The following is a 21,957-nucleotide window of genomic DNA, read 5'->3' on the forward strand; positions in this document are numbered from 1 at the left end:
CGAGCGCGGTCATTGACAAGGCAGGGGCAGGCCAGCACAGTTTGGGAGCGTTCCCAGTCGCCGTCGATGAGGAATCCACCCATGAGACTCCGTCTCGTCGTGCTGCCCGCGCTCGTCGCCCTGGTGGCCACCCAGGCCGTGCTCGCCACCGGCTCCTCGGCTCAGGCCGACCCGGCCGTCACCGTCACGGTCAACACCACAGCCGGGCTGGAAGTGGTGCGGGACACCGCGATCGGGGTGAACCACGCGATCTGGGACACCCACCTGGGCAGCGACGCCGTCGCCGACCTGCTCAAGGACGCGGGCGTGAAGGCGATGCGCTACCCGGGCGGGTCGTACTCCGACATCTACCACTGGGAGGACCACACCGCCCCCGGCGGCTACGTAGCCCCCAACACCGACTTCGACACCTTCATGCGGGGCGTGCGGCGCGCGGGCGGGCAGGCCATCGTCACCGCCAACTACGGCACCGGCACGCCCGAGGAGGCCGCGGGCTGGGTGCGCTACGCCAACGTCGAGAAGGGCTATGGCGTCAAGTACTGGGAGATCGGCAACGAGAACTACGGCAACGGCCACTACGGGTCCGGCTGGGAGGCCGACCACCACCCGGACAAGAGCCCCGCCTACTACGCCACCCTGGTCCGCGACTACGCCACGGCCATGAAGGCCGTCGACCCGACCATCAAGATCGGCGCGGTGCTGACCACCCCCGGTGACTGGCCGGACGGCATCACCGCGGCCGGGGACGCCGGGTCGTGGAACGAGGTCGTCCTGGCGATCGCGGGCCCCGTGGTCGACTTCGGCATCGTCCACTGGTACCCGACCGGGGACACCCCCGCGCAGGTGCTGAGCAAGACCGACCGGGTGGCCGACCAGATCGCCATGGTGCGCGAGCAGTCGCGCCGCCTGGCGGGCAAGGACCTGGGCATCGCCCTGACCGAGGTCAACACCTCCTACGGGCGCAACACCCAGCCGGGCGCGCTGTTCGCCGCCGACGCCTACGCGACGATGCTGGGCCAGGGCGTGTTCAGCGTGGACTGGTGGAACGTCCACAACGGCATCGGCCAGGTGCGCGAGATCGCCGGCCACCCCGACTACGACGACTTCGGCCTGCTCTCCAGCGGCGGCTGCACGACCGACGGCACGGTCTGCCAGCCCGCGCTGAACACCCCGTTCGCGCCGTACCACGCGATCTCCATGATGTCGCGCTTCGCCCGCCCCGGCGACCAGCTGGTGACGGCCGCGTCGAGCGATCCGCTGGTGCGCGCGCACGCCGCCCGGCGCCCCGACGGCGGCCTGGCGGTCATGCTGGTCAACCAGGACCCGGCCGCCGCCAAGACCGTGGACCTGCGGTTCGCGGGCTACGCCGCCGCCGCGGGCGCGACCGTGCTGAGCTTCGCCAACGGCGACACCGGCATCTCCACGGCGACGGGCCCGTCGTCATCGGCGACCCTGCCGCCGTACTCGATCACCACCGTGGTGCTCAAGCCGTCGGCTCCGGTGACGCGCCCGGCCGCGCCCGCCCGCCCCGCCGCGGCCTCGGTCACCGACCGCACGGCCGTGCTGTCCTGGCCCGCGCCGCCCTCGGGGGTGAAGTACGAGGTGCACCGGGTCAACGGCGCCAACACCGAGCAGTGGGGTGAGACCACCGGCACCACCTTCACCGCCGCGAACCTCGCCCCCGGCACCAAGTACACGGTCAACCTGCTGGCCAGGGACAACGCGGGCAGGGTGTCGTGGTCCTCGCCCCCGCTGAGCTTCACCACCGCCACCCCGGCCGCGTCGTCCTGCGCGGTCTCGTACCAGGAGAGCACCAACTGGGGCAACGGCTTCGTCGCCAACCTGGAGATCACCAACACCGGCACGAGGCCCGCCACCGGGTGGACCCTGACCTACACGTGGCCGACCGCCTGGCAGCAGGTCTCCAGCGGCTGGAACGCCACCTGGTCCCAGACCGGCCAGCGGGTGACGGTCGCCAACACCGCGACACTGGCCGCGGGCGCATCGACCACCGCCGGGTTCGTGGGCGGCTACCAGGGCCCGAACGTGCGCCCGCTGAAGTACTTCCTCAACGGCACGCTCTGCACCACCCGCTGAGTCCGCTTGGTACTGCCGTCCGGCGTCGCGCATACCGGCGACCGTGCCCCTCGGTGTCCGCGCGGGCCCCGTCCTCATTGGGCGGGGCCCGCGCGCCCACGTACGCTGCCGGAAAAAGTTCGGCGGGTGTGTCGATCCACGGCGCCGCCCGTTCGACCTAGGGGTGAGAGGGTCCACAGAGGGACCGGGCAGGCCCAGGAGACAAAACCATGAAGTACATGCTGATCATGCGCGCCGACGACGACGCCTACGCGGGGATGACGCAGGTCGACTTCGACCAGATGCTGGAGACCGTCGGCAGGTTCAACGACGAGTTGATCCGGGCGGGCGTGCTGCTCGCCGCCGAGGGGCTCGACGCCGCCGCCGAGGGCGTGGTCGTCGACTACTCTTCCGAGCCGCCCGTGATCACCGACGGCCCGTACGGGGAGACCAAGGAGCTGTTCGGCGGGTTCTACGTCCTCAACGTGGCGTCGAAGGAGGAGGCCGTCGAGTGGGCCAAGCGGATGCCCCTCACCGGTCCCGGCTTCAAGACCGAGATCCGCAGGGTGCCCACCATCGACGAGTTCCCGCAGGACAACCCGTGGATCCAGAAGGAGCGGGCGTGGCGCGAGGCCACCGGCCAGCTCTGAGCGGGCAGGCCGATCCCACCGGTCGGGAGGCCGTCGGCGCCGTGTGGCGAATCGAGTCGGCGCGGGTGGTCGGCGCGCTCGCGCGGTACACCGGCGACTTCGCCCTGGCCGAGGACCTCGCCCAGGAGGCGCTGGCCGAGGCGCTGGTGACCTGGCCCCGCGAGGGCGTGCCCCGCAACCCGGCCGGGTGGCTGCTCACCGTCGGCAGGCGCCGCGCGATCGACGCCTTCCGCAGGCGCTCCGCCCTCGACGAGAGGTACGCCGCGCTCGCCCACGACCTGGGCGAGGGCGGCGTCGTCTCGGGCAGCGCGCCCACCGACCCGGTGCGGGACGCCGAGGACGTGCTGTGGGACCCGGACCAGATCGACGACGACGTGCTCGCGCTGATGTTCATCTCCTGCCACCCCGTGCTGTCGCGGGAGGCGAGGGTGGCGCTCACCCTGCGGGTGGTCGGCGGCCTGACCAGCGACGAGATCGCCAAGGCGTTCCTCGTCCCGACCGCGACCGTGCAGGCCAGGATCACCAGGGCGAAGAAGACCCTGGGAGCGGCGAGGGTGCCCTTCGCGGTGCCGCCCGCCGACGAGCGGGCCGAGCGGCTCGGGTCGGTGCTCAACGTGGTCTACCTGATCTTCACCGAGGCGTCCTCCGCCAGCTCGGGGGACGACCTGATCCGGTTCGACCTCGCGGGCGAGGCGCAGCGCCTCGCCCGGGTGCTGACCCGGCTGGTGCCGAACGAGCCCGAGGTCCTGGGCCTGCTCGCGCTGCTGGAGCTGACCGCGGCCCGCTTCCCCGCCCGCACCGGTCCGGGTGGCGAGCCGGTGCTGCTGGAACACCAGGACCGCCGCCGCTGGGACCGCGCCGCGATCCGCAGGGGACGGGCCGCCCTGGCCCGCGCGGGACAGGGCGGCCGGGGCCTGGGCGCCTACGGTCTGCAGGCGGCGATCGCCGAGTGCCACGCGGTCGCCCCGTCGGTCGAGGCGACGAACTGGGAGCGCGTCGTGCTCCTCTACGAGGCGCTCGGCAGGCTGGCGCCGTCACCGGTGGTCGACCTCAACCGGGCGGTGGCCGTCTCCATGGCGGGCGGCCCGGCGGCTGCCCTGTCCATTGTGGATGGGCTGGCGGCCGCGGAAGCCCTGGCGAACTCCCACCTGCTGCCCAGCGTCCGCGGCGAGCTGCTCACGCGCCTGGGACGTGCGGACGAGGCCCGCTCCGAGCTGGAACGCGCCGTGGCGCTGTGCGGCAACGACCGGGAGCGGGCGGTGTTGGAGGGCAAGCTCGCGGGCCTCGGCTGACCCGGGTCACCGGCAAGGCGCGCGGTCAGGCGGGCCCGGGGAACGTCCACCCGGGCCCGCCTGGGCTGGTTGGTGCTCACTGAGTCGTTCGCATCACTCCTCGGTCGGTCGGACGCGGATCGTCGGAACGACTCGCATCACTCGTTGCTGGTGACCGAACCGTGGCCGTCGCCGTCCAGCGAGACGGTGGTGCTGTCGTGGCCGTGGTTGTTGACGACGGTGATGGTGTCTTCCTCGGTGTTGTACACCTGGGTGTCGTTGTTGCTCGACTCGTGGTTGTTCACGACGGTGATCGAGCCGCTGGCGTCGTCGTTGCCGATCACGGTGTCGGTGTTGTAGCTGTCTTCGTTGTTCACGAGCGAGATGGTGTCGTCCGACTCGTGGTTGTAGACAGTGGTGTCGTTGTCGTACGACTCGTTGTTGTGGACGCCGGTGATGGTGTCGTCAGAGTCCTCGTTGTACACGACGGTCTCGATGTGACCGGAGTCCTCGTTGTACACGACGGTGTCGTTGTGGTCGCCGTCTTCGTTGTAGACGGCGGTCGCGACGTCGTAGGAGTCGTCGTTGTGGACGGCGCTGTTGTTGTGGTCGGCGTCCTCGTTGTAGACGACGGTCTCGACGTCGGCCGAGTCCTCGTTGTGCACGGTGGTGTCGTTGTCGAAGGCGTCGTCGTTGTAGACGGCCGTCGCGACGTCGTAGGCGTCGTCGTTGTAGACGGCTGTGTCGTTGTCGTCGGCGTCCTCGTTGAAGACGAGGGTCGCGATGTCGGCCGACTCCTCGTTGTAGACGACGGTGTCGTTGACGTGCGCGTCGTCGTTGTAGACGGCGGTCGCGACGTCGTGCGACTCCTCGTTGTACACCGCGGTGGCGTTGTGGTCGGAGTCCTCGTTCACCACGGCGGTGGCGATGTCGTGCGAGTCCTCGTTGTAGACGACGGAGTCGTTGTGGTTCGAGTCCTCGTTCATGAGGACGGTCGTGGCGTCGTGGGTGTCCTCGTTCACGACAACGGCGGCGTTGTCGTGCGCGTTCTCGTTGACGACGATCGTCTCGTTGCCCGCGTACCAGTCGCTGGTCGCGGCCCACTCATGGGTCTCGGACCAGTCGTCGGCCTCTGACGAGTCACCACTCCACTCGTTGTCCAGCGGCCAGTAGTCGTGGTCGGCCAGCTCGGAGACGTTGTACACCCCCCACCAGTAGCCATGTGTGTCGCCGTCGCTCACCGGGGCGAGGTGCCCCGGAGTGGCTTGGGCTGAGCCCACGGTGAAGGGCAACGCGACGGCGAGTGCCAGCGCGGTCGCCGCTTTCGAAAACCATCGATTGAAGACCACCGATTGCTTCCTTCCTAGTCGATGACCCACAAGCCGTCCCGACTCGCGGATAGGACCAGCCAGACGAGCTGGTCCCACATTCACGGTAACTCGCATTTCGCCCACGGCAGGGTGTACTGGGAGCGCCATCGGGGGCGTTTCCGGAACGCTGGTCATCCCGTTGTTATCGTCTTAAACATCGAATATCGGGTGCGCTGAGTCATTGCTCCACCCGGTCGGTGCCGCTCGGGTGGGACACCTCACCGTGGGTGACTTCACAGCGTCACATGCGCAGACGGCGATATGAAATGTGGGGGATGTCGGCGGAAAGGCCGAGCCGGGCGAATCGACAGCCAGGCGAATCCCGGGAGGCGTTCGGCGGGGAAGATGGAGGCTGGTGGGGAGTGCGGATTTCACGCGCCGCCAAGGGCGGGCGAAGAAATGCTGGAGACAGAGAAATGGTGTGGCACGCGAGCTGCGTGCCACACCATTTCTCGATGAGTCGAAGGGGAACGACTCACATCATGCGATTGAACAGGTCCGCGGTGTCGTGATGGACCAGGCGCACTCTCGTGTCACCGGCGTCCTATCCGCTGCCGCGGCACCCCGCTTTCCGCACGTGGTTCCCAGACGCGGGGATCAGCCCTGCGAGGAACCGCCGTCGACCAGGTCGCCAGCGGCGCACAGGTCGGGAACCTCGCTGTCCAGCTCGTGCTCGCCCGGGGAGAGCAGCGGCACCGAGATGCCGTTCGCGACATCCTCGACCGGCACCTGGACGCCGAGCACGTTGATGTTGTTGTCGCAGACACCCACAACGGCGTTGACGTTGTGCAGCACGTCGGTGTTGTTCAGGTTGACCAGCCCGAGCTGGGTGGGGTTGCTGTCGTCGGAGTGGCCCAGCGGGAGGTCGCCCACCGTGGTGGCCGAGGCCACGCTGCCGAGCATGAGCAGACCAGCAGCCGTTCCTGACGCCACGACGCCAAGCTTCTTGATGAACACGAAGATCTCCTTAAAAGCGGGCCTAGTGCAGACCAGTAATCATCCAGACAGTCGGCGGAACACTCATCGGTAGACACCCCTGAATTCCGGTGAACCGCGACTGAGCAGAACTTACCGGGTGATCGCTCCCGGAATCCACTCGATCACCCTATCGTGTGCTTGTCCCGATCGGGACGATCATTGTCACCCTATCGGGTTTTGTTCAGTCGATTTTGTTCACGTTCCGCAGTTGCCGTTTCATCCGTCGGAGATTGTGCGAGGTGTCCACTATCGACTGTGTGATCGGCACTTGGCGGTGCGGCGACCACGGTGGCGGGGTGCCCGGCCGAGTGAGGCCCATGATCGTCGATCGGGTGAGTGCCGGCCGATCCGCCGCTCTCCGTGTTCGCCACGACGCCGGTGAGCCTTCCCAGGAGTTTCTTCGACGGGTCACGGCGCCCCGAGCCCCGGGAGGAAAGTTGCATTGCCTTCCGATTCGTGATTAACGCGCGCAAGGCAGGGCGGCGCCGGGCAGTTGCGCCGACGCCGCGGGGTCGGCGGCGGTGATCGCGGCGTTGACCGGTGGCAGGCCGTCGGGATGCGGGCCGTCGGAATGCAGGCGAGCGGAGGCACCGCATCCCGGCGCCGCGTCCGGACGCTCGGCGGCCGGCACGAGTCGCGGCTCGCGCCCGGCCTTCCTGTCGAACGCGTTCGACAAAGCGAGCCCGTTCACGCGTTCGCAATCGAATCGTGTCGAAAGCCTTGCGCTGCCCGTGCCGTGGGAGGCAGTGTTCTGGCCGAGCGAACGCCCCGGTCAGGTCAGCGCCATGCCGCTGACGTGCCGGTGCGGGTACCGGCGGGGGCGACCGCCGTGTGCGGGACGAGTCCCTTCGGGGGCGCTTTTTGGGTACCCCGCAAACGGTCATTGGAGCGTCATGTCAGGTAAACGAGTCAGAACCCGCTGGAGTGCGATCCTGGCGGGCGTCACCACGGTGATGGCCGGGGTGGGTGTCGCGCTCGCGGGCACCGCCGAGGCCGCCGCGGGATGTCGGGTGGACTACTCGGCCCCGAGCCAGTGGCCGGGCGGGTTCACCGCGAGCGTCACCGTCACCAACCTCGGCGACCCGGTGAGCGGGTGGCGGCTCGGCTGGGCCTACAGCGCGGGCCAGACGGTGTCCCAGGCGTGGAACGCCACCGTCACCTCCTCCGGCGCGCAGGTCACCGCGACCAACCTCAGCTACAACGGCGCCCTCGCCACCAACGCCTCGGTGACCTTCGGGTTCAACGGCAGCTGGACGGGCGCCAACCCGGCGCCGACCGCGTTCACGCTCAACGGCGTGACCTGCACCGGCAGCACCAACCCGACGACGCCGCCGATCACGACCACCACGACCACCACCACGACGACGACCGACCCCAACCCGCCCGGGGACGCCATGGCCGCGGTCGCGGCGATGCAGCCGGGCTGGAACCTGGGCAACTCCCTGGACGCCGTCGGCTCCGACGAGACCGCGTGGGGCAACCCGCGCATCACCGAGGCGCTGCTGGACAACGTGCGCGCCCAGGGCTTCAAGAGCATCCGCATCCCGGTCACCTGGAGCGCCCACCTCGGCGGCGCGCCCAGCCACACGATCTCGGCCGCCTACCTCAACCGCGTCAAGGAGGTCGTGGGCTGGGCGCTGGCCGACGGGTTCTACGTCATGGTCAACATCCACCACGACTCGTGGCAGTGGATCAACGCCATGCCGACGGACCGGACGAACGTGCTGGCCAAGTACAACGCCGTCTGGACCCAGCTGGCGAGCGCCTTCCGCGACTCCTCGGACAAGCTGGTCCTGGAGAGCGTCAACGAGCCGCAGTTCGCCAACTCCTCCGGCGCCGCGCAGAACGCCCAGCTGCTGGACGAGCTGAACACCTCGTTCCACTCCATCGTCCGGCGCTCCGGCGGCAACAACGCCACCCGGCTGCTGGTGCTGCCGACCCTGCACACCTCCTCCGACCAGGCCCGCCTCGACGAGCTGGCCACCACGATGACCCGCCTCAACGACCGCAGGCTGATCGCCACGGTCCACTACTACGGCTACTGGCCCTTCAGCGTGAACATCGCGGGCGGCACGCACTTCGACGCCACGGCGCAGAAGGACCTGACCGACTCCTTCGACCGGGTGTACAACACCTTCGTCGCCAAGGGCATCCCGGTGATCCTCGGCGAGTGGGGGCTGCTCGGCTTCGACCGCCACATCGGCACCATCGAGCAGGGCGAGAAGCTGAAGTTCTTCGAGTACCTGGGCTACTACGCCAGGGCGAAGAAGATCACCACCATGCTGTGGGACAACGGCCAGCACCTCGGCCGCACGTCCTTCCAGTGGAGCGACCCCGAGCTGACCGCCCAGCTGAAGTCCAGCTGGACCGTGCGCTCCGGCACCGCGTCCACCGACCAGGTCTTCAGCGCCAAGTCCGCCGCGGTCGCGGCGAAGACGGTGACCCTGAACCTCAACGGCACCACCTTCACCGAGCTGCGCCACGGCACGACCGTGCTCACCCGCGGCAGCGACTACACGGTCTCGGGCACCCAGCTCACCCTGTCCGCCGCGCTGATCACCCGCCTGTCGGGCTCGCGCCCGTACGGGGTCAACGCCTCGCTGTCGGCGCGCTTCTCCCAGGGCGTGCCGTGGCGGATCGACCTGGTCACCTACGACACCCCGGTCCTGGCGAACGCCACCGGCACCACCGCGGCCTTCGCCATCCCCACCACCTTCCGCGGCGACAAGCTGGCCACCATGGAGGCCAAGTACGCCGACGGGACGAACGCGGGACCGCAGAACTGGACGTCGTACAAGGAGTTCGACCACACCTTCGCCCCCGACTACGCCGCGACCGCGACCCGGCTGAAGCCGGAGCTGTTCGCCGAGGTCCGCGACAACTCCCGGGTGACGCTGACGTTCCACTACTGGAGCGGCGCCAAGCTCACCTACTACGTGACGAAGTCCGGCAGCTCGGTCACCGGCACCACCTCCTGACCCGCGAACGCCCGCTCTCCCGCCCGGGAGAGCGGGCGTTCCGCCGGGTCGGCCGGGTCCACCAGGTTGAACACCGTGTGGGGGTCGGCCCCGCCGAACAGCAGCGAGATCACGACCGCGGCCATCGCCTCGAGGTTGTGGGCGTGCCGGAGGTCGCCGACCCGCAGCGGCTCGCAGCCGGTGTCGGCGATGAGGCGCGCCAGCGGTGCCGAGCACGATGACCGACCAGGTGTCGGCCACCAGCCTCAGCGTCGTGCGGGCGGGCAGGCGGCCAGGAACACGTCGAACTCGCTCACCCGGTCCTGCTCTCGACGGTCGGCTGACGGCCCGGCCGCGCGGTTCGGCGGTATCCCACCTGGCGATTCAAGCAGACCCCAACTCGTGCTGACCTGCCCATACTCGGCGAGACCGGGCCGCAGCCCGTAGGAGGAGCGCGGGCCGCTGAGGTGATCACTGTTTCGGGTTCGCTCGGTGGGGTTACCTCATCCAGGTGGCTGCTTCTGATGACAGGGAACGGGTGATCGCGGACCGTTACCGGCTGATCGCGCGCCTGGGCAGCGGCGGCATGGGCGAGGTCTGGCGGGCCTACGACGAGCGACTGCACCGCACGGTCGCGGTGAAGCGCCTGCACCTGCCCGCGGAGCTCACCGAGGTACAGGCCGAGACGGTGCGTCGGCGGACGATGCGCGAGGGGCGGGTCGCGGCGCGGCTGCAGCACCGGCACTCGATCACGGTGTTCGACGTCATCGATGACGGCGGGCGCCCGTACCTGGTCATGGAGTACCTGGAGTCGACCAGCCTGGCGGGCCTGCTCGACGAGCGGGGGAGCCTGCCGCCGCTGGAGGTGGCCCGGCTGGGGGCGCAGGCCGCGGCGGCGCTCGCGGCGGCGCACGAGGCCGGGGTGGTGCACCGCGACGTCAAGCCGGGCAACGTCCTGCTGGGCGAGGACGGCACCGTGAAGATCACCGACTTCGGGATCTCCCGGGTGGTCGAGGACGTCGCCGGGACGACGACGCGGGGCGTGGCGGGCACGCCCGCCTACCTCTCACCGGAGGTGGGCCAGGGCAAGCAGGGCTCCTACGCCTCCGACGTCTTCTCCCTCGGCGCGACGCTCTACGCCGCGGTCGAGGGCAAGGCGCCCTACGGGGACGCCGACAACGTGATGAAGGTGCTGTTCCGGGTGGCCTCCGGGGACATCGACCCGCCCACCCGCGCGGGGCCGATGACCGAGGTGCTCGTCGCCATGATGGCGACCGACCCCGGGCAGCGCCCGACCATGGCCCAGGCCCGGGACGCCCTCGCGGCCGTCGCGGGCTCGGCGGAGGATGGCGCCGCAGGCGCCGTCCCGCTGGACCTGTCGCCGGGGGACGCCGACCCCACCCTGCGGACGGACCTGCCGCCCCCGGTCAACCCGACGCTGGTCGACGAGCCGCTGCCCCTGGTCGATCCGACGCCGCGGGCGGAACCCGCGGCCGACCCGGCACCGAGGGAGGAGTCGCCGCCGCAGGCCGAGCCTGCGCCGCCCGCGGTTGATCCGGCACCCCAGCTGGATTCACAGCAGGAATTGCAGCAGGACTCGCCGTCCCCGGTCGACCCGGCGTGGCGGGCAGAGTCGCCGCCCGCGGCTGGTCCGGCATCGCAGCCGCCCGCGGATGACCCCACGCAGCGGGTGGAGCCGTCGGCAGGAGTCGACCCGCGGCAGCGGGCGGACCGGCCCGTCGGCGGCCCGCAGCAGCGGGAGGGGGCGATCGCCGCGCGCCCCGACGGTCACGCGGAGCCGCGGCGGGGCGTTCCCGTCGCCGCGCCGTCGGACCCGGCCGAGGAGTCGGCGGGGAACCGCAAACGCGGCGCGCTCCTCGTCGGCGCCATGGTCCTGGTGGCGGCCGTCGTCGCCGCGGTGGTGCTGTGGGGCCAAGACGATGACCCGGGCGCGGCGTCGCCCGGGGCGTCGACCACGACGGCTGAGGTGGCGCCCACGTCGGAGCAGGGCGCGGGCCAGCCGCCCGCCCCCGCCGAACCGCCGCCCGCCTCGGCCGAGCCCACGACCACCACGGCCACGCCACCGCCGACCACCACGCAGGCGACCACCACGCGGGCCGTCGCGCCCGCCCCGCCCGCCACGGCGACTCCGCAGAAGGCGATCGCCGATTACTACGCCCTGATGCCCGGTGACCTCGCCGCGGGCTGGGAGAGGCTCACCCCCAAGTACCAGCAGTCCCCGGCGGGGGGCCGAAAGGGATACTCGGCCTTCTGGGGCTCCATCAGCGCCGTCACCGTCAGCGCCGTCTCCGCGCGCGACAACATCGTCGAGGCCACTGTGGACTACGCCTTCAAGGACGGGCGCGACGTCCGCGAGCGCCACCGCTACGTCCTGGTGCGCGCGGGCAGCGCGTGGAAGATCGACGAGTCGACCGTCCTCAGCAGCAGCTGACCCGGCGCGGGCACCGGGGGAGTGGGGCAGCGGGCCGCCTGCGGCACAATGGCCCGGTGCCCCGACGCCCCGTCCGCCGCGCGTTCCGGTGGGTTTTCCGCATGATCGGCACCGCCATCGCCGTCGCCCTGGACCTGGAGCGGCGTGAGCCCGCCCCGCCGCCCACCCGGCCCGCCCGGGACGTCAGGCGGGGCGCCTGAAGCAGGTCATGGCGTGGGCTCGTGGCCGGGCTCGCCCGGGGTGCGGCGCCTGCGCTTGAGCTGGGCTTCCCAGAGGTGGCTGTGGCCGCGGGTCAGGGCGCGTCCCTGGCGCTCGAAGGCGCGGAACGGGTCGTAGTAGAGGCTGTCGTACTCCTCGACGACCTGGAACGTCCAGCGTCCGGGCAGGACATTGCGGCCGAGCAGTTCGCGGGCCAGGCGCTCGGCCAGGTCGTGGTGGCCCGCCTCGCGCAGGCCGTCGATGGCCTCCTCCAGCTTGAAGTCCGCCGACCCGGTGAGCTGGTGGAAGGCGTAGAGGTGCCCGCGGGCGATCTCGACGGTCTCCAGCGCCTCGGTCAGCTTCCCCACCGCGGCGATGGTGGGCTGGTCGACGTCGATCTCCTCGGTGAGCCTGGGGTCCATGCCCACGGACTACCCCCGGCCGGGCCAAACGATGCGCTCAGCCGAGCCGCTCGACCGCCTCGGCGAGGCTGCCCACCCGCACGCTCCCCGGGGGCCTGCGCTGCCAGCCCGGACCCGCGACGACCGCCAGCGGGCCGAGCCGCGCCAGCGCGCGGACGGGACCGGGGTGCGCGGTGTCGCGGTGGTGCGACCACAGGACCACCGCCCGCGGGCTCGTCGTGCGCACCGCGCGCAGCAGGGCGGCGGCGGGGACGGCCGCGCCGAGCATGTGGGTGGGGACGCCGCGTTCGGCGAGCGCGGCGGCCAGGGCCTCAAGGGGCAGGGCGTGCTGCTCGCCGTCGGCGCAGGCCAGCAGGATCGCGGCCGGGTGGGGCGGGTGGGGGACGCGGTGCAGGGCGGTGGTGACCGCCCAGGACAGGGCGTGCTCGGTGTCGACGCTGTCGGGCTCGGCGCGCTGGTCGGCGTCGGCGGCCAGCAGCGCCGGACGGCACACCAGGTCCCACAGCGGCACGACGCCGACGGCCGCGCGGGTGCGGTCGAGCAGCCGGGCGCACTCGGTGGTGTCCAGGCGGCGGGCCGCGGCCAGCACGTCGGCCAGCACCTCGCCCAGCGGCCGGTCCTGGCCGGTGACGGCGGCCGCGGCGTCGGAGGGCAGCATCCCGGCGTCGACCAGTTCCCGCATGTGCCGCAGCCGGGCGACGTCCTCGGTCCCATAGCGGCGGTACTGGCCGGGCCGCGGCGCGTGCGGGCCCAGGCCGTAGCGCCGGTGCCAGGCGCGCAGCGTGGACTCGGGCAGGCGCAGCTCGCGCGCCACCTGTCCGGCCGTCCACACCGCCCGCTCGTCATCGCCCATCACCGTCGAGTCTGACACCGCCACGCGGCGACCGGGCACGCGACCGCCGCGAGCTCGACAGTGCCTGAGGTCAGGAGCCGATGCGCGGGAACGGCTTGGTGGAGAACACCAGCTCCACGGGCACCTCGAAGAACTCGGCGATGCGCAGGGCCAGGTGCAGGCTCGGGCTGAACTCGCCGCGTTCCAGGTAGCCCACGGTCTGGTAGTGCACGCCGAGCGCGTCCGCCAGCTGGCGGCGGGAGATCTCGCGCTCGGCGCGCAGCACCGCGATCCGGTTGTGGACGTTCTCGCTCATGCCGGGGATTCTCTAGACCCGCTGCATGGCCTGCGTGCGGCGGGCCTCCATGACCGCGCCGGACTCCCGGCGCGCGGTGCGGCGCAGCAGGATCGGGCCGAGGACGAGCCCGACCGCGGCCCACGCGCCGAGCACGGCGATGGTCTCGACGGTGCGCCAGGACTCGGTCAGCTCCAGCGCCGCGGCCTCGTCGGGCAGGAACACCGAGCGCATCCCCAGGCCCAGCCAGTACAGCGGCATCACCTGCACGAGCGTCTGCACCCAGCCCCACAGCGCCTGCATGGGGAAGAACAGCCCGGAGAGCATCGCCAGGCCCATCGTGATCAGGAAGCCGAAACCGCCGATCACCCGGGGGCTGCTGATCGCCGAGCCGATCAGGATGCCCAGCGGCAGGCAGGCCAGCAGGCCGAGGACCACGTACCCGAGCAGCCCCAGCCACAGCGTCACGCTGCCCACCGACACGCCCGGGACGATGAACATCCCTGGCACCAGAACGATCAGCAGGGAGACGAGCACGTCGAGGATCGCCACGAACGACAGGCCGACGACGTAGGCCGACATCCCGCGCGGGACCGCCTTGGCGCGCAGCAGCGTGCCGTCCTCGCGCTCGGTGGACAGGTAGTAGGCCGTGCCCATCACCGAGAACACGACCATCAGCGCGAGCATCCCGGGCAGCAGCTTGGCGCCGAGGGCGATGTCGGTGCCCGGCAGCGTCGAGCTGCGCGAGGTGATCAGGAAGACCAGCGGGACCGCGTTGTAGAAGACGAGGTTGAACACGCCCTCGCGGCTGGAGTTCTGGCTGCGCCAGGTGATCCAGCCCCGGTCGACTCCCAGGCTCAGCGCGCTCATCGGGTCCCCGCTTCCTGGCTGTGCACCATGGTCATGTAGGTGTCCTCCAGCGACGTGCGGCGGACCTCCAGGTCCGTCACCGGCTCGCCCTCGGAGTTCAGCAGGTCGCGCACGTACGCCGTGGCGTCGTCGGCGGCGTGCACGAACCGCTCGCCGCCGCGGGTCCAGCGCACCTCGGCGCGCCCGGCCACCGACCGGGCCAGCTCGTCGGCGCTGCCGTCGGCGACGATGCGGCCCCCGGCCAGGATCAGGATGCGGTCGGCCAGCTTCTCGGCCTCGGCGAGGTCGTGGGTGGTCAGCAGGACCGTGGTCTCCTCCACGTCGACCAGGCGGTGCACCAGGTCGTGGAACTCGCGCCGGGCCTGCGGGTCGAAGCCCGCGGTCGGTTCGTCGAGGAACAGCAGGCGCGGCCGCCCGACGATGCCGATGGCCACGTCGAGCCTGCGGCGCTGGCCGCCGGAGAGGGTGCCGACGCGCTGCCCGCCGATGTCGGCCAGGCCGACGAGGGCCAGCAGCTCGTCGACGTCGAAAGCGTTGGTGTAGTAGCGGCCCAGGTGGGCGAGCAGCTCGCGCACGCGCCACTTCGCGTGGTCGCGCCAGGACTGCAGGACCACGCCCAGCCCGGCCCGCCAGCGCTCGTCGCCGTGCGCGGGGTCGACGCCCAGCACCTCGACCTCGCCGTCGGAGCGGGTGCGGAACCCTTCCAGGATCTCGATTGTGGTGCTCTTGCCCGCGCCGTTCGGGCCGAGCAGGGCGACCAGCTCGCCGACGCGGACGTCGAAGTCCACGCCGTGCAGCACGTCCTTTGTGCCGTAGCGCATGCGCAACCCGCGGACGCGGATCGCGACACTGCCTACCGTTTCCCCCTGCCGCGCCGAGGTGGCGGCCACGTCGGTAGTCTCCATGCTGCGGAAGATAGCATAAGTACTACATCATCGGGGTGAAAATAAGCGCGGGGAACCCGAGGGCTCCCCGCGCTCATCTGGGCATCAGATCAGCCGGGCATCAGATCAGGGGCGGGGAGGCCAGCTCGGCCAGCTCCAGGGCCTTCTCGGGCCACCAGCCACCGGCGGGCGGGCCGCCCTGGCACTCGCCGTCGGACTCGCCGGGCCGCTTGGACCAGACGAAGGCGTCCACGAGCGGGATGCCGGTGTTCGCGGTCGGGCGGACGCCGACGCCGCGGCCGGGCGGGTTGCACCAGTCGGTCTCACCGTCGCCGGGGGTGTAGTGGCCCTGGCCGTTGCGGCTGGTGTCGAGGATGAAGTGGGTCATCTTCGACTTGCGGATCTTCATGGCGTCGAGCTCGGCGTCCGCGGGGCAGGTCGTGGCGCCCTGCTCGGTGCGCAGGTAGAGGCACTTGGACACGCGCGTGCCGTACTGGACCAGGTCCTCGTTCCAGCGGTAGTTCGAGGTGTTCAGCGCGAAGCCGTCCGCCTTGGTGACGCCGCCGTTGAGCAGGCGGTTGACGATGCCCAGCTGCTGGCGCGGGTCGCCGTAGCCCGCGTCGTAGTCGTTGAGGGCCTGCCACGCGGAGTGGCCCGCGTCGAGGTACACGCGGGTGTGCTTGCCGCGCTTGAGGGTGTCGACGGCGTGGTTGATCTCGCGGAAGCGCTGTGGGACCAGCTCCTCGTCCGGGCCGATGGTGCACCAGGGCTCACTGGTCAGCAGGGCCAGGCCGTCGGGCTCGACGATGACGACGGCCTTGTCGTCGCCGATGCCCTCGGCGAAGGCGTCGATCCACTCCTTGTACTCGGCCTCGCTGCGCGCGCCGCCCGCCGACCACTGCGAGCAGTCGCGGTAGGGCACGAAGTAGGCGACCAGGACCGGCACCTGGTTCTTGGCCCGCGCCGCGAGGACGACCTCGCGCACGTCCTCGCGCACCTCGTCCGCGCCCGCGGTGGTGAACCAGATCGCCTGGGGCTGGGCGGCCATCGCGGCCATCAGGTCGGCGTCCCCGGTGCGGCCCTCCGCCCGCCACCGCTCGGCCTGCTGGGCGGCGTTGGTGTTGGGCTCGACGTAGAACTGCGTGCCCTTCGGCAGGTGGGGCGGTCCGCCGCGGTCGGCGTGCGCGCTCGCGGTGGACATCACCGTGCCGACCGCGACCGCAGCGGCCAGTGCGGCCAAGTGCGCGCGGCGCCTGTTTCCTTTGTTCACCTTGCTGCTCCTCACCGAGTTCCTGGGAGCGCTCCCAGCCAGTACAGCATGGTCGGCGATGACCCAGATCACAACCCCTCGGTTTCGGTGGGGTGGCCGCGGGGGTAGTCGTAGGCATGTTGAAGCTGATCTACCGCCCGCTCAGCCTGCTGATCAGCGTGCTCGGCGGCGTCCTGTCCGGAGCGCTGTTCAAGCGCCTGTGGCACCTCGTCTCCGATCAGGAGGACGCGCCGAAGGCCACCTCGCCCGAGCACACCACCCGGGAGGTGCTGGTGGCGGCCATGATCCAGGGCGCCATCTTCGGCGTGGTGAAGGCCGCCGTCGACCGCGCGGGCGCCAAGGGATACCGCAAGATCACCGGGGAATCCCTCGACGACTGAGAGCGGCGCCGGACGTGGTCCGGCGCCGCTGTCGAGTGGTCTGTCACCAGACGGGTTTCTCCCACCGGGGCGGAATGCTGTCCACAATGGACTCCACTCCGATGAGGTCCACGCCGGGGGCTTGGCCGGGCGCCTCGGAGGGCAGGCGGACGCCCACCCACCAGCGCCCGGTGTCCAGGTCGGGGAACACCGGGCCGACGACGACGCCGGACCCGATCGGCTCGGGGACGGGCGAACCGCGGCGGACGAAGGTGACGATGGCGCCTGCCGACGGCACGCCATCGGGGTCGGAGTCGGCGGACACGGTGATCACTTCCTCGATAGGGATGCGGGAGACAATCGGTGAATGCCCAGGCAGGCTGCCGACAAAACTCCTCCATCAGAGGTTTTCGGCAACCCGCGAGCGGCAATCCGGTCGGCATGAAGGCACTCACCTGGCATGGCCGCCGCGACGTCCGCGTCGACACCGTTCCCGACCCGGTGATCGCCGACCCGACCGACGTGCTCATCCGCGTCACCTCCACCGGGCTCTGCGGTTCCGACCTGCACCTCTACGAGGTCCTCGGCCCCTTCCTCGACGAGGGCGACATCCTCGGCCACGAGCCCATGGGCGTGGTGGAGGAGGTCGGCTCCGCGGTGACCGCGGTCCGCGAGGGCGACCGGGTCGTCGTGCCGTTCACCATCGCGTGCGGCACGTGTTTCATGTGCGGGCAAGGACTGCAGTCCCAGTGCGAGACCACCCAGGTGCGTGAGCAGGGCTCCGGCGCGGCGCTGTTCGGCTACACCAAGCTCTACGGCCAGGTGCCCGGCGGGCAGGCGGAGTATCTGCGGGTGCCCTTCGGCGACACCATGCCGATCAAGGTCCCGCACGGCCCGCCGGACGACCGCTTCGTCTACCTCTCCGACGTCCTGCCCACGGCGTGGCAGGCGGTGGAGTACGCCGCCGTGCCGCCTGGTGGCAGCCTGGTCGTGCTCGGCCTCGGCCCGATCGGCGACATGTCCGCCCGCATCGCCCGCCACCGCGGCGTGGAGACGGTGATCGGCGTCGACCTCGTGCCCGAGCGCCTGGCCCGCGCCGCCGCGCGCGGGGTGGACACCCTCGACCTGCGCGCGCTCGGCTCCGGCCTGGCCGACGAGATCCGCGCCAGGACCGGCGGCCGGGGGCCGGACGCGGTGATCGACGCGGTGGGCATGGAGGCGCACGGCTCGCCGGTGGCGGGGTTCGCCCAGCGCGCCGCCGGGCTGCTGCCCGACCGCGTCGCCGCCGGGTTCATGCGGACCGCGGGCGTGGACCGGCTGCACGCGCTCAAGCTGGCCATCGACATCGTCCGCCGCGGCGGCACGATCTCCATCGTGGGCGTCTACGGCGGGATGGCCGACCCGCTGCCGATGCTGACCCTGTTCGACAAGCAGATCCAGGTGCGGATGGGTCAGGCCAACGTGCACAACTGGGTGCCCGAGATCCTTCCCCTGCTCACCGACGGCGACCCGCTGGGCACCGAGGACTTCGCGACCCACCACCTGCCGCTGTCGGAGGCCCCCGCGGCCTACGAAATGTTTCAGCAGAAAAGCGACGGCGCGGTGAAGGTGCTCCTTCGCCCCTGACCTGGGCTTTTGTTGGCCGTGCTCGTTCACGAGGCTGACGGGCCTAACTTCGTGTGATTGACAAAGTTGAGTTGTGAGGGTTTTCGGGGCGTTGCGTGAGTGCTACTTTCCGTTCTTGGGAGCGCTCCCGCATCCCAGTCCCGGCAGTGTTGCCGGGCGCCTCTGAGGAGCACACGTGCACACTCGATCCCCTCGCCGCGGACGGCGGTGGGCGGCTGCCGCCGCTGCCGTCCCGATGGCACTGGGCGGCCTGGTCATCGTCGCGGGCGGGGCCGCGGCGGCGCCCGGCTGCTCGGTGGACTACGCCGTGCAGAACTCGTGGAGCGGTGGCTTCACCGCGAACGTCACCATCACCAACACCGGCGACCCGATCGACGGCTGGGCCCTGAGCTGGCGCTTCGCAGGCGGCGAGACCTACAGCCAGGGCTGGAACGCCACGTTCGCCACCTCGGGCACGCAGGTGACCGCCTCGAACGTCGACTACAACCGGGCCATCCCGACCAACGGCACGGCGTCCTTCGGGTTCAACGGCACCCACACCGGCCAGCCCGGAGAGCCCGCCTCCTTCACCCTGAACGGCACGACCTGCGGCGGTGACGGCCCGCCGCCGACCACCACGACAACACCCACCACCACGACCACGACAACCACCACGACCACCACGCCCCCGCCCGTCGGCGACCCGACCGGCCGCAAGCAGGTCGAACGCCTGGACCGCGGCCTGGTCAGCGTCCGCAGCGGCAGTGGGAACCTGGTCAGCTGGCGCCTCCTCGCGGGCGACCCGCAGAACGTCGCCTTCAACCTCTACCGCGGCTCCACCCGCGTCAACGGCAGCCCGCTGACCGGCGCCACGTCCTACCTGGACAGTGGTGCCGCGTCGAGCTCCGCCTACACGGTGCGCGCGGTCGTCGACGGCGCCGAGCAGCCCGCGTCCCCCGCGGCCCTGCGGATGGAGGGCGGCTACCACGACGTGCGGCTGCAGATCCCCGGCTCCGGCTACGTGGCCAACGACGCCAGCGTCGGCGACGTCGACGGCGACGGCCAGTACGAGATCATCCTCAAGTGGGACCCGGCCGACGCCAAGGACAACTCCCAGTCCGGGTACACCGGCAACGTCTACATCGACGCCTACCGCCTCGACGGGACGCGGCTGTGGCGCGTCGACCTGGGCCGCAACATCCGCGCGGGCGCGCACTACACGCAGTTCCAGGTCTACGACTACGACGGCGACGGGCGCGCCGAGGTGGCGGTGAAGACCGCCGACGGCACCCGCGACGGGACCGGTCGGGTGATCGGCAACGCCTCTGCCGACCACCGCAACTCCGGCGGCTACATCCTGGCGGGCCCGGAGTTCCTGACCATGTTCAACGGCCTCACCGGCGCCGCGATGTCGACGGTGAACTACGACCCGCCGCGCGGCAGCGTCTCCTCCTGGGGTGACAGCTACGGCAACCGCGTCGACCGGTTCCTCGCGGGCACCGCGTACCTGGACGGCGCCCGCCCGTCGCTGATCATGGCGCGTGGCTACTACACCCGCGCGGTCGTCGCCGCGTGGGACTTCCGCGACGGCGCCCTGGTGCGGCGGTGGACTTTCGACAGCAACTCCTCCGGCAACGGCGGTTACGCCGGGCAGGGCAACCACAGCCTGTCGGTGGCCGACGTCGACGGCGACGGCCGCGACGAGATCCTCTACGGCGCCGCCACCATCGACGACAACGGCCGCGGCCTGTGGACCACCGGCCTGGGCCACGGCGACGCCGGGCACGCGGGCGACCTCGACCCGTCACGCCCCGGGCTGGAGTACTACAAGATCTCCGAGAACGGCTCCATGCCCGGCACCTGGTTCGCCGATGCCCGCACCGGCGCCCGGCTGTGGCAGACCGCCCCCGCGGGGGACAACGGCCGCGGTGTCTCCAGCGACATCTGGGCGGGCAGCCCTGGTGCGGAGTCCTGGTCGTCGGCCGACAGCCAGGTCCGCAACACCCGGGGCGCCGGGGTCGGCCGCAAGCCCTCGTCGGCGAACTTCCTGATCTGGTGGGACGGCGACCCGTCCCGCGAGCTGCTCGACCAGACTCGCATCGACAAGTACGGCACCGGCGGCGAGACCCGTCTGCTGACCGGCTCCGGAGTGGCCTCCAACAACGGGAGCAAGGCCACCCCGGCCCTCAGCGCCGACATCCTCGGCGACTGGCGCGAGGAAGTCATCTGGCGCACGTCGGACAACTCCGCCCTGCGCGTCTACAGCACCCCGCACACCACGTCCGTGCGCATGCCGACCCTGATGCACGACACGCAGTACCGGGTCGCCATCGCCTGGCAGAACACCGCCTACAACCAGCCGCCGCACCCGAGCTTCCACATCGGTGACGGCATGCGCCCGGCCCCGTGGCCGGACGTGCGCTACGCGCGCTGACCTCCACTGAGGACCAAAGCAGGCGCCCTGCCGACCCGCATGCGGCAGGGCGCCTGTTTCGCGGCTGGTCCAGCGGCGGCGGACGGTGCGGCCATTCGCGGGATGTCCCGTCATTCCCGGGACACGGGATGTACCCACGCCGCTACGGTCGGGCCGACACTCCCCCTGGATTGGAGCGAGGGCATGACGCAACCCGAGGAGCGGCGCTCGACAGCTCAGCCCCGGCACACCGGGATCACCATTACCCTGCTCGCGGTGCTGAGCCTGCTCAACCTGCTCGCCCTAATCGTGCTGGGCCTGGCCTGGTCGGACGCCGCCGACCAGGGCGGCGACGGACTCGGCTTCGTGGCGGTGGCCGTGATCCTGCAGCTCATCGCCGTCAGCGGGCTGGTCGCGGCCTGGTTCAAGAAGCTGTGGGGCGCCTGGCTCTACCTGGGGCTGCAGGCGTTCAGCCTGCTGCTGACGCTGGTAATCGCACCGGAGGCGCTGGGATTCCAGAGCATCCTGCCGCTGATCCTCGCGGGCGCCCTCGCGGCCCAGTGCAAGAAGGCGTGGTCCTAGACCTGGATTCGGCCCAGCCCGCACCGCGAAGAGCGGAACCGTCAAGGAGCGGGGCCGCCAAGAGCAGGGCCGGCGGGAGCGGGGCGCGTCAGGAGCCGAAGCTGATGTTGCCCTGGATGTCCTTGGCCTGCACGACGTTGCCCGTCACCGTGCCGCTGACGTGGTTGGAGACCGACCCGTGGTCGACGACCTGCTGGACCTGCGCGGCGTTCCACTCGGCGCGCAGGGCGGTGGCGAAGTCCGGGTCGGCGGCCGCGGTGCGCTCCAGCTCGCCCGCCAGGGCGGCGACCTGCGGGGAGTCCGGGCCCGCGCCCTCGGCGGCTTCCAGGGCGTCGCGCTCGCGGCCGCCGCTGAACCGGCCCTTGACGAGGTCGTAGAGCGAGGCGACCGACCGGCCCGCCAGGGCGGCGGCGATGGCGACCAAGAACGGCTCGGGCATGTTCGCTCCCCTGACGGACGGTGAACCTTCTCAA

At 71.1% G+C, this 21,957-nt stretch carries 22 protein-coding genes; 10 read left to right on the forward strand and 12 right to left on the reverse strand.

Annotation, left to right across the window (positions count from 1 at the left end):
* Nucleotides 1–81 precede the first annotated feature (81 nt).
* The 3 genes from ACTG9Q_RS18845 (at nt 82) to ACTG9Q_RS18855 (ending at nt 4,018) form a co-directional block, all read left to right on the forward strand.
* On the forward strand, nt 82–2,097 hold the full coding sequence (locus ACTG9Q_RS18845; protein ID WP_455574123.1) for a cellulose binding domain-containing protein: 2,016 nt from the start codon (nt 82–84) through the stop codon (nt 2,095–2,097).
* 209 nt (nt 2,098–2,306) lie between these two features.
* Nucleotides 2,307–2,726 carry a YciI family protein gene (locus ACTG9Q_RS18850; protein WP_455574124.1) on the forward strand — a complete coding sequence of 140 codons (420 nt, stop codon included), beginning with the start codon at nt 2,307–2,309 and terminating at the stop codon, nt 2,724–2,726.
* Complete coding sequence (locus tag ACTG9Q_RS18855; protein WP_455574418.1) at nt 2,723–4,018, forward strand: RNA polymerase sigma factor; 1,296 nt, start codon at nt 2,723–2,725, stop codon at nt 4,016–4,018. The genes ACTG9Q_RS18850 and ACTG9Q_RS18855 overlap by 4 nt, the downstream gene beginning before the upstream one ends.
* A 137-nt stretch (nt 4,019–4,155) precedes the next feature.
* Here the strand turns inward: ACTG9Q_RS18855 and ACTG9Q_RS18860 are convergent, their stop codons facing one another.
* The 3 genes from ACTG9Q_RS18860 to ACTG9Q_RS18870 all read right to left on the reverse strand — a co-directional run bounded on the left by ACTG9Q_RS18860 (nt 4,156) and on the right by ACTG9Q_RS18870 (nt 7,036).
* Complete coding sequence (locus tag ACTG9Q_RS18860; protein WP_455574125.1) at nt 4,156–5,238, reverse strand: hypothetical protein; 1,083 nt, start codon at nt 5,236–5,238, stop codon at nt 4,156–4,158.
* A gap of 726 nt (nt 5,239–5,964) precedes the next feature.
* Complete coding sequence (locus ACTG9Q_RS18865; protein WP_455574419.1) at nt 5,965–6,270, reverse strand: hypothetical protein; 306 nt, start codon at nt 6,268–6,270, stop codon at nt 5,965–5,967.
* Between the two features lie 535 nt (nt 6,271–6,805).
* Entirely contained in the window at nt 6,806–7,036 is a 231-nt protein-coding gene (locus tag ACTG9Q_RS18870; RefSeq protein ID WP_455574126.1) for a hypothetical protein, read from the reverse strand.
* 202 nt (nt 7,037–7,238) lie between these two features.
* Here ACTG9Q_RS18870 and ACTG9Q_RS18875 point away from each other — a divergent pair, with 202 nt between their 5' ends.
* Nucleotides 7,239–9,323: a cellulase family glycosylhydrolase gene (locus tag ACTG9Q_RS18875; protein WP_455574127.1), complete on the forward strand. Its 2,085-nt coding sequence runs from the start codon at nt 7,239–7,241 to the stop codon at nt 9,321–9,323.
* Here ACTG9Q_RS18875 and ACTG9Q_RS18880 read toward each other — a convergent pair.
* The gene (locus tag ACTG9Q_RS18880; RefSeq protein WP_455574128.1) at nt 9,278–9,448 is read right to left on the reverse strand and encodes a hypothetical protein; all 171 of its coding nucleotides are present in this window, start codon (nt 9,446–9,448) and stop codon (nt 9,278–9,280) included. The genes ACTG9Q_RS18875 and ACTG9Q_RS18880 overlap by 46 nt on opposite strands.
* A 392-nt stretch (nt 9,449–9,840) precedes the next feature.
* On the opposite strand from ACTG9Q_RS18880, the gene ACTG9Q_RS18885 reads away from it, so the two are divergent.
* Together ACTG9Q_RS18885 and ACTG9Q_RS18890 are read left to right on the forward strand one after the other, a co-directional pair.
* On the forward strand, nt 9,841–11,754 hold the full coding sequence (locus tag ACTG9Q_RS18885; RefSeq protein ID WP_455574129.1) for a protein kinase domain-containing protein: 1,914 nt from the start codon (nt 9,841–9,843) through the stop codon (nt 11,752–11,754).
* 56 nt (nt 11,755–11,810) lie between these two features.
* Nucleotides 11,811–11,954, forward strand: coding sequence for a hypothetical protein (locus tag ACTG9Q_RS18890; protein ID WP_455574130.1), 144 nt, complete (start codon nt 11,811–11,813; stop codon nt 11,952–11,954).
* A gap of 6 nt (nt 11,955–11,960) precedes the next feature.
* On the opposite strand, the gene ACTG9Q_RS18895 is transcribed toward ACTG9Q_RS18890, so the two are convergent.
* The 6 genes from ACTG9Q_RS18895 to ACTG9Q_RS18920 form a co-directional block, all read right to left on the reverse strand.
* The gene (locus ACTG9Q_RS18895) at nt 11,961–12,374 is read right to left on the reverse strand and encodes a hypothetical protein (protein ID WP_455574131.1); all 414 of its coding nucleotides are present in this window, start codon (nt 12,372–12,374) and stop codon (nt 11,961–11,963) included.
* A gap of 37 nt (nt 12,375–12,411) precedes the next feature.
* A complete protein-coding gene (locus tag ACTG9Q_RS18900; RefSeq protein WP_455574132.1) occupies nt 12,412–13,251 on the reverse strand; it encodes a MerR family transcriptional regulator in 840 nt (279 codons plus the stop codon).
* Between the two features lie 46 nt (nt 13,252–13,297).
* The gene (locus tag ACTG9Q_RS18905; protein WP_455574133.1) at nt 13,298–13,522 is read right to left on the reverse strand and encodes a helix-turn-helix transcriptional regulator; all 225 of its coding nucleotides are present in this window, start codon (nt 13,520–13,522) and stop codon (nt 13,298–13,300) included.
* A 12-nt stretch (nt 13,523–13,534) separates the two neighbouring features.
* On the reverse strand, nt 13,535–14,371 hold the full coding sequence (locus ACTG9Q_RS18910) for an ABC transporter permease (RefSeq protein WP_455574134.1): 837 nt from the start codon (nt 14,369–14,371) through the stop codon (nt 13,535–13,537).
* On the reverse strand, nt 14,368–15,192 hold the full coding sequence (locus tag ACTG9Q_RS18915) for an ABC transporter ATP-binding protein (RefSeq protein ID WP_455574420.1): 825 nt from the start codon (nt 15,190–15,192) through the stop codon (nt 14,368–14,370). Before ACTG9Q_RS18915 ends, ACTG9Q_RS18910 begins: the two co-directional genes overlap by 4 nt.
* A gap of 184 nt (nt 15,193–15,376) precedes the next feature.
* Nucleotides 15,377–16,525, reverse strand: coding sequence for a glycoside hydrolase family 6 protein (locus tag ACTG9Q_RS18920; RefSeq protein WP_455574135.1), 1,149 nt, complete (start codon nt 16,523–16,525; stop codon nt 15,377–15,379).
* A 116-nt stretch (nt 16,526–16,641) separates the two neighbouring features.
* Here ACTG9Q_RS18920 and ACTG9Q_RS18925 point away from each other — a divergent pair, with 116 nt between their 5' ends.
* Nucleotides 16,642–16,905, forward strand: a complete 264-nt coding sequence (locus ACTG9Q_RS18925; RefSeq protein ID WP_455574136.1) for a DUF4235 domain-containing protein — start codon at nt 16,642–16,644, stop codon at nt 16,903–16,905.
* A 43-nt stretch (nt 16,906–16,948) separates the two neighbouring features.
* On the opposite strand, the gene ACTG9Q_RS18930 is transcribed toward ACTG9Q_RS18925, so the two are convergent.
* Nucleotides 16,949–17,218 (reverse strand): hypothetical protein, encoded by a 270-nt coding sequence (locus ACTG9Q_RS18930; protein ID WP_455574137.1) that lies wholly within the window; start codon nt 17,216–17,218, stop codon nt 16,949–16,951.
* 107 nt (nt 17,219–17,325) lie between these two features.
* Here ACTG9Q_RS18930 and ACTG9Q_RS18935 point away from each other — a divergent pair, with 107 nt between their 5' ends.
* The 3 genes from ACTG9Q_RS18935 to ACTG9Q_RS18945 all read left to right on the forward strand — a co-directional run bounded on the left by ACTG9Q_RS18935 (nt 17,326) and on the right by ACTG9Q_RS18945 (nt 21,484).
* The gene (locus tag ACTG9Q_RS18935) at nt 17,326–18,510 is read left to right on the forward strand and encodes a zinc-dependent alcohol dehydrogenase (RefSeq protein ID WP_455574138.1); all 1,185 of its coding nucleotides are present in this window, start codon (nt 17,326–17,328) and stop codon (nt 18,508–18,510) included.
* A gap of 175 nt (nt 18,511–18,685) precedes the next feature.
* Nucleotides 18,686–20,923, forward strand: coding sequence for a rhamnogalacturonan lyase family protein (locus ACTG9Q_RS18940; RefSeq protein ID WP_455574139.1), 2,238 nt, complete (start codon nt 18,686–18,688; stop codon nt 20,921–20,923).
* Nucleotides 20,924–21,106: 183 nt separating this feature from the next.
* A complete protein-coding gene (locus tag ACTG9Q_RS18945) occupies nt 21,107–21,484 on the forward strand; it encodes a hypothetical protein (protein ID WP_455574140.1) in 378 nt (125 codons plus the stop codon).
* 88 nt (nt 21,485–21,572) lie between these two features.
* Here ACTG9Q_RS18945 and ACTG9Q_RS18950 read toward each other — a convergent pair whose 3' ends face one another.
* A complete protein-coding gene (locus ACTG9Q_RS18950) occupies nt 21,573–21,923 on the reverse strand; it encodes a hypothetical protein (RefSeq protein WP_455574141.1) in 351 nt (116 codons plus the stop codon).
* Nucleotides 21,924–21,957 lie beyond the last annotated feature (34 nt).

This window comes from Actinokineospora lacus (genome assembly GCF_053813445.1).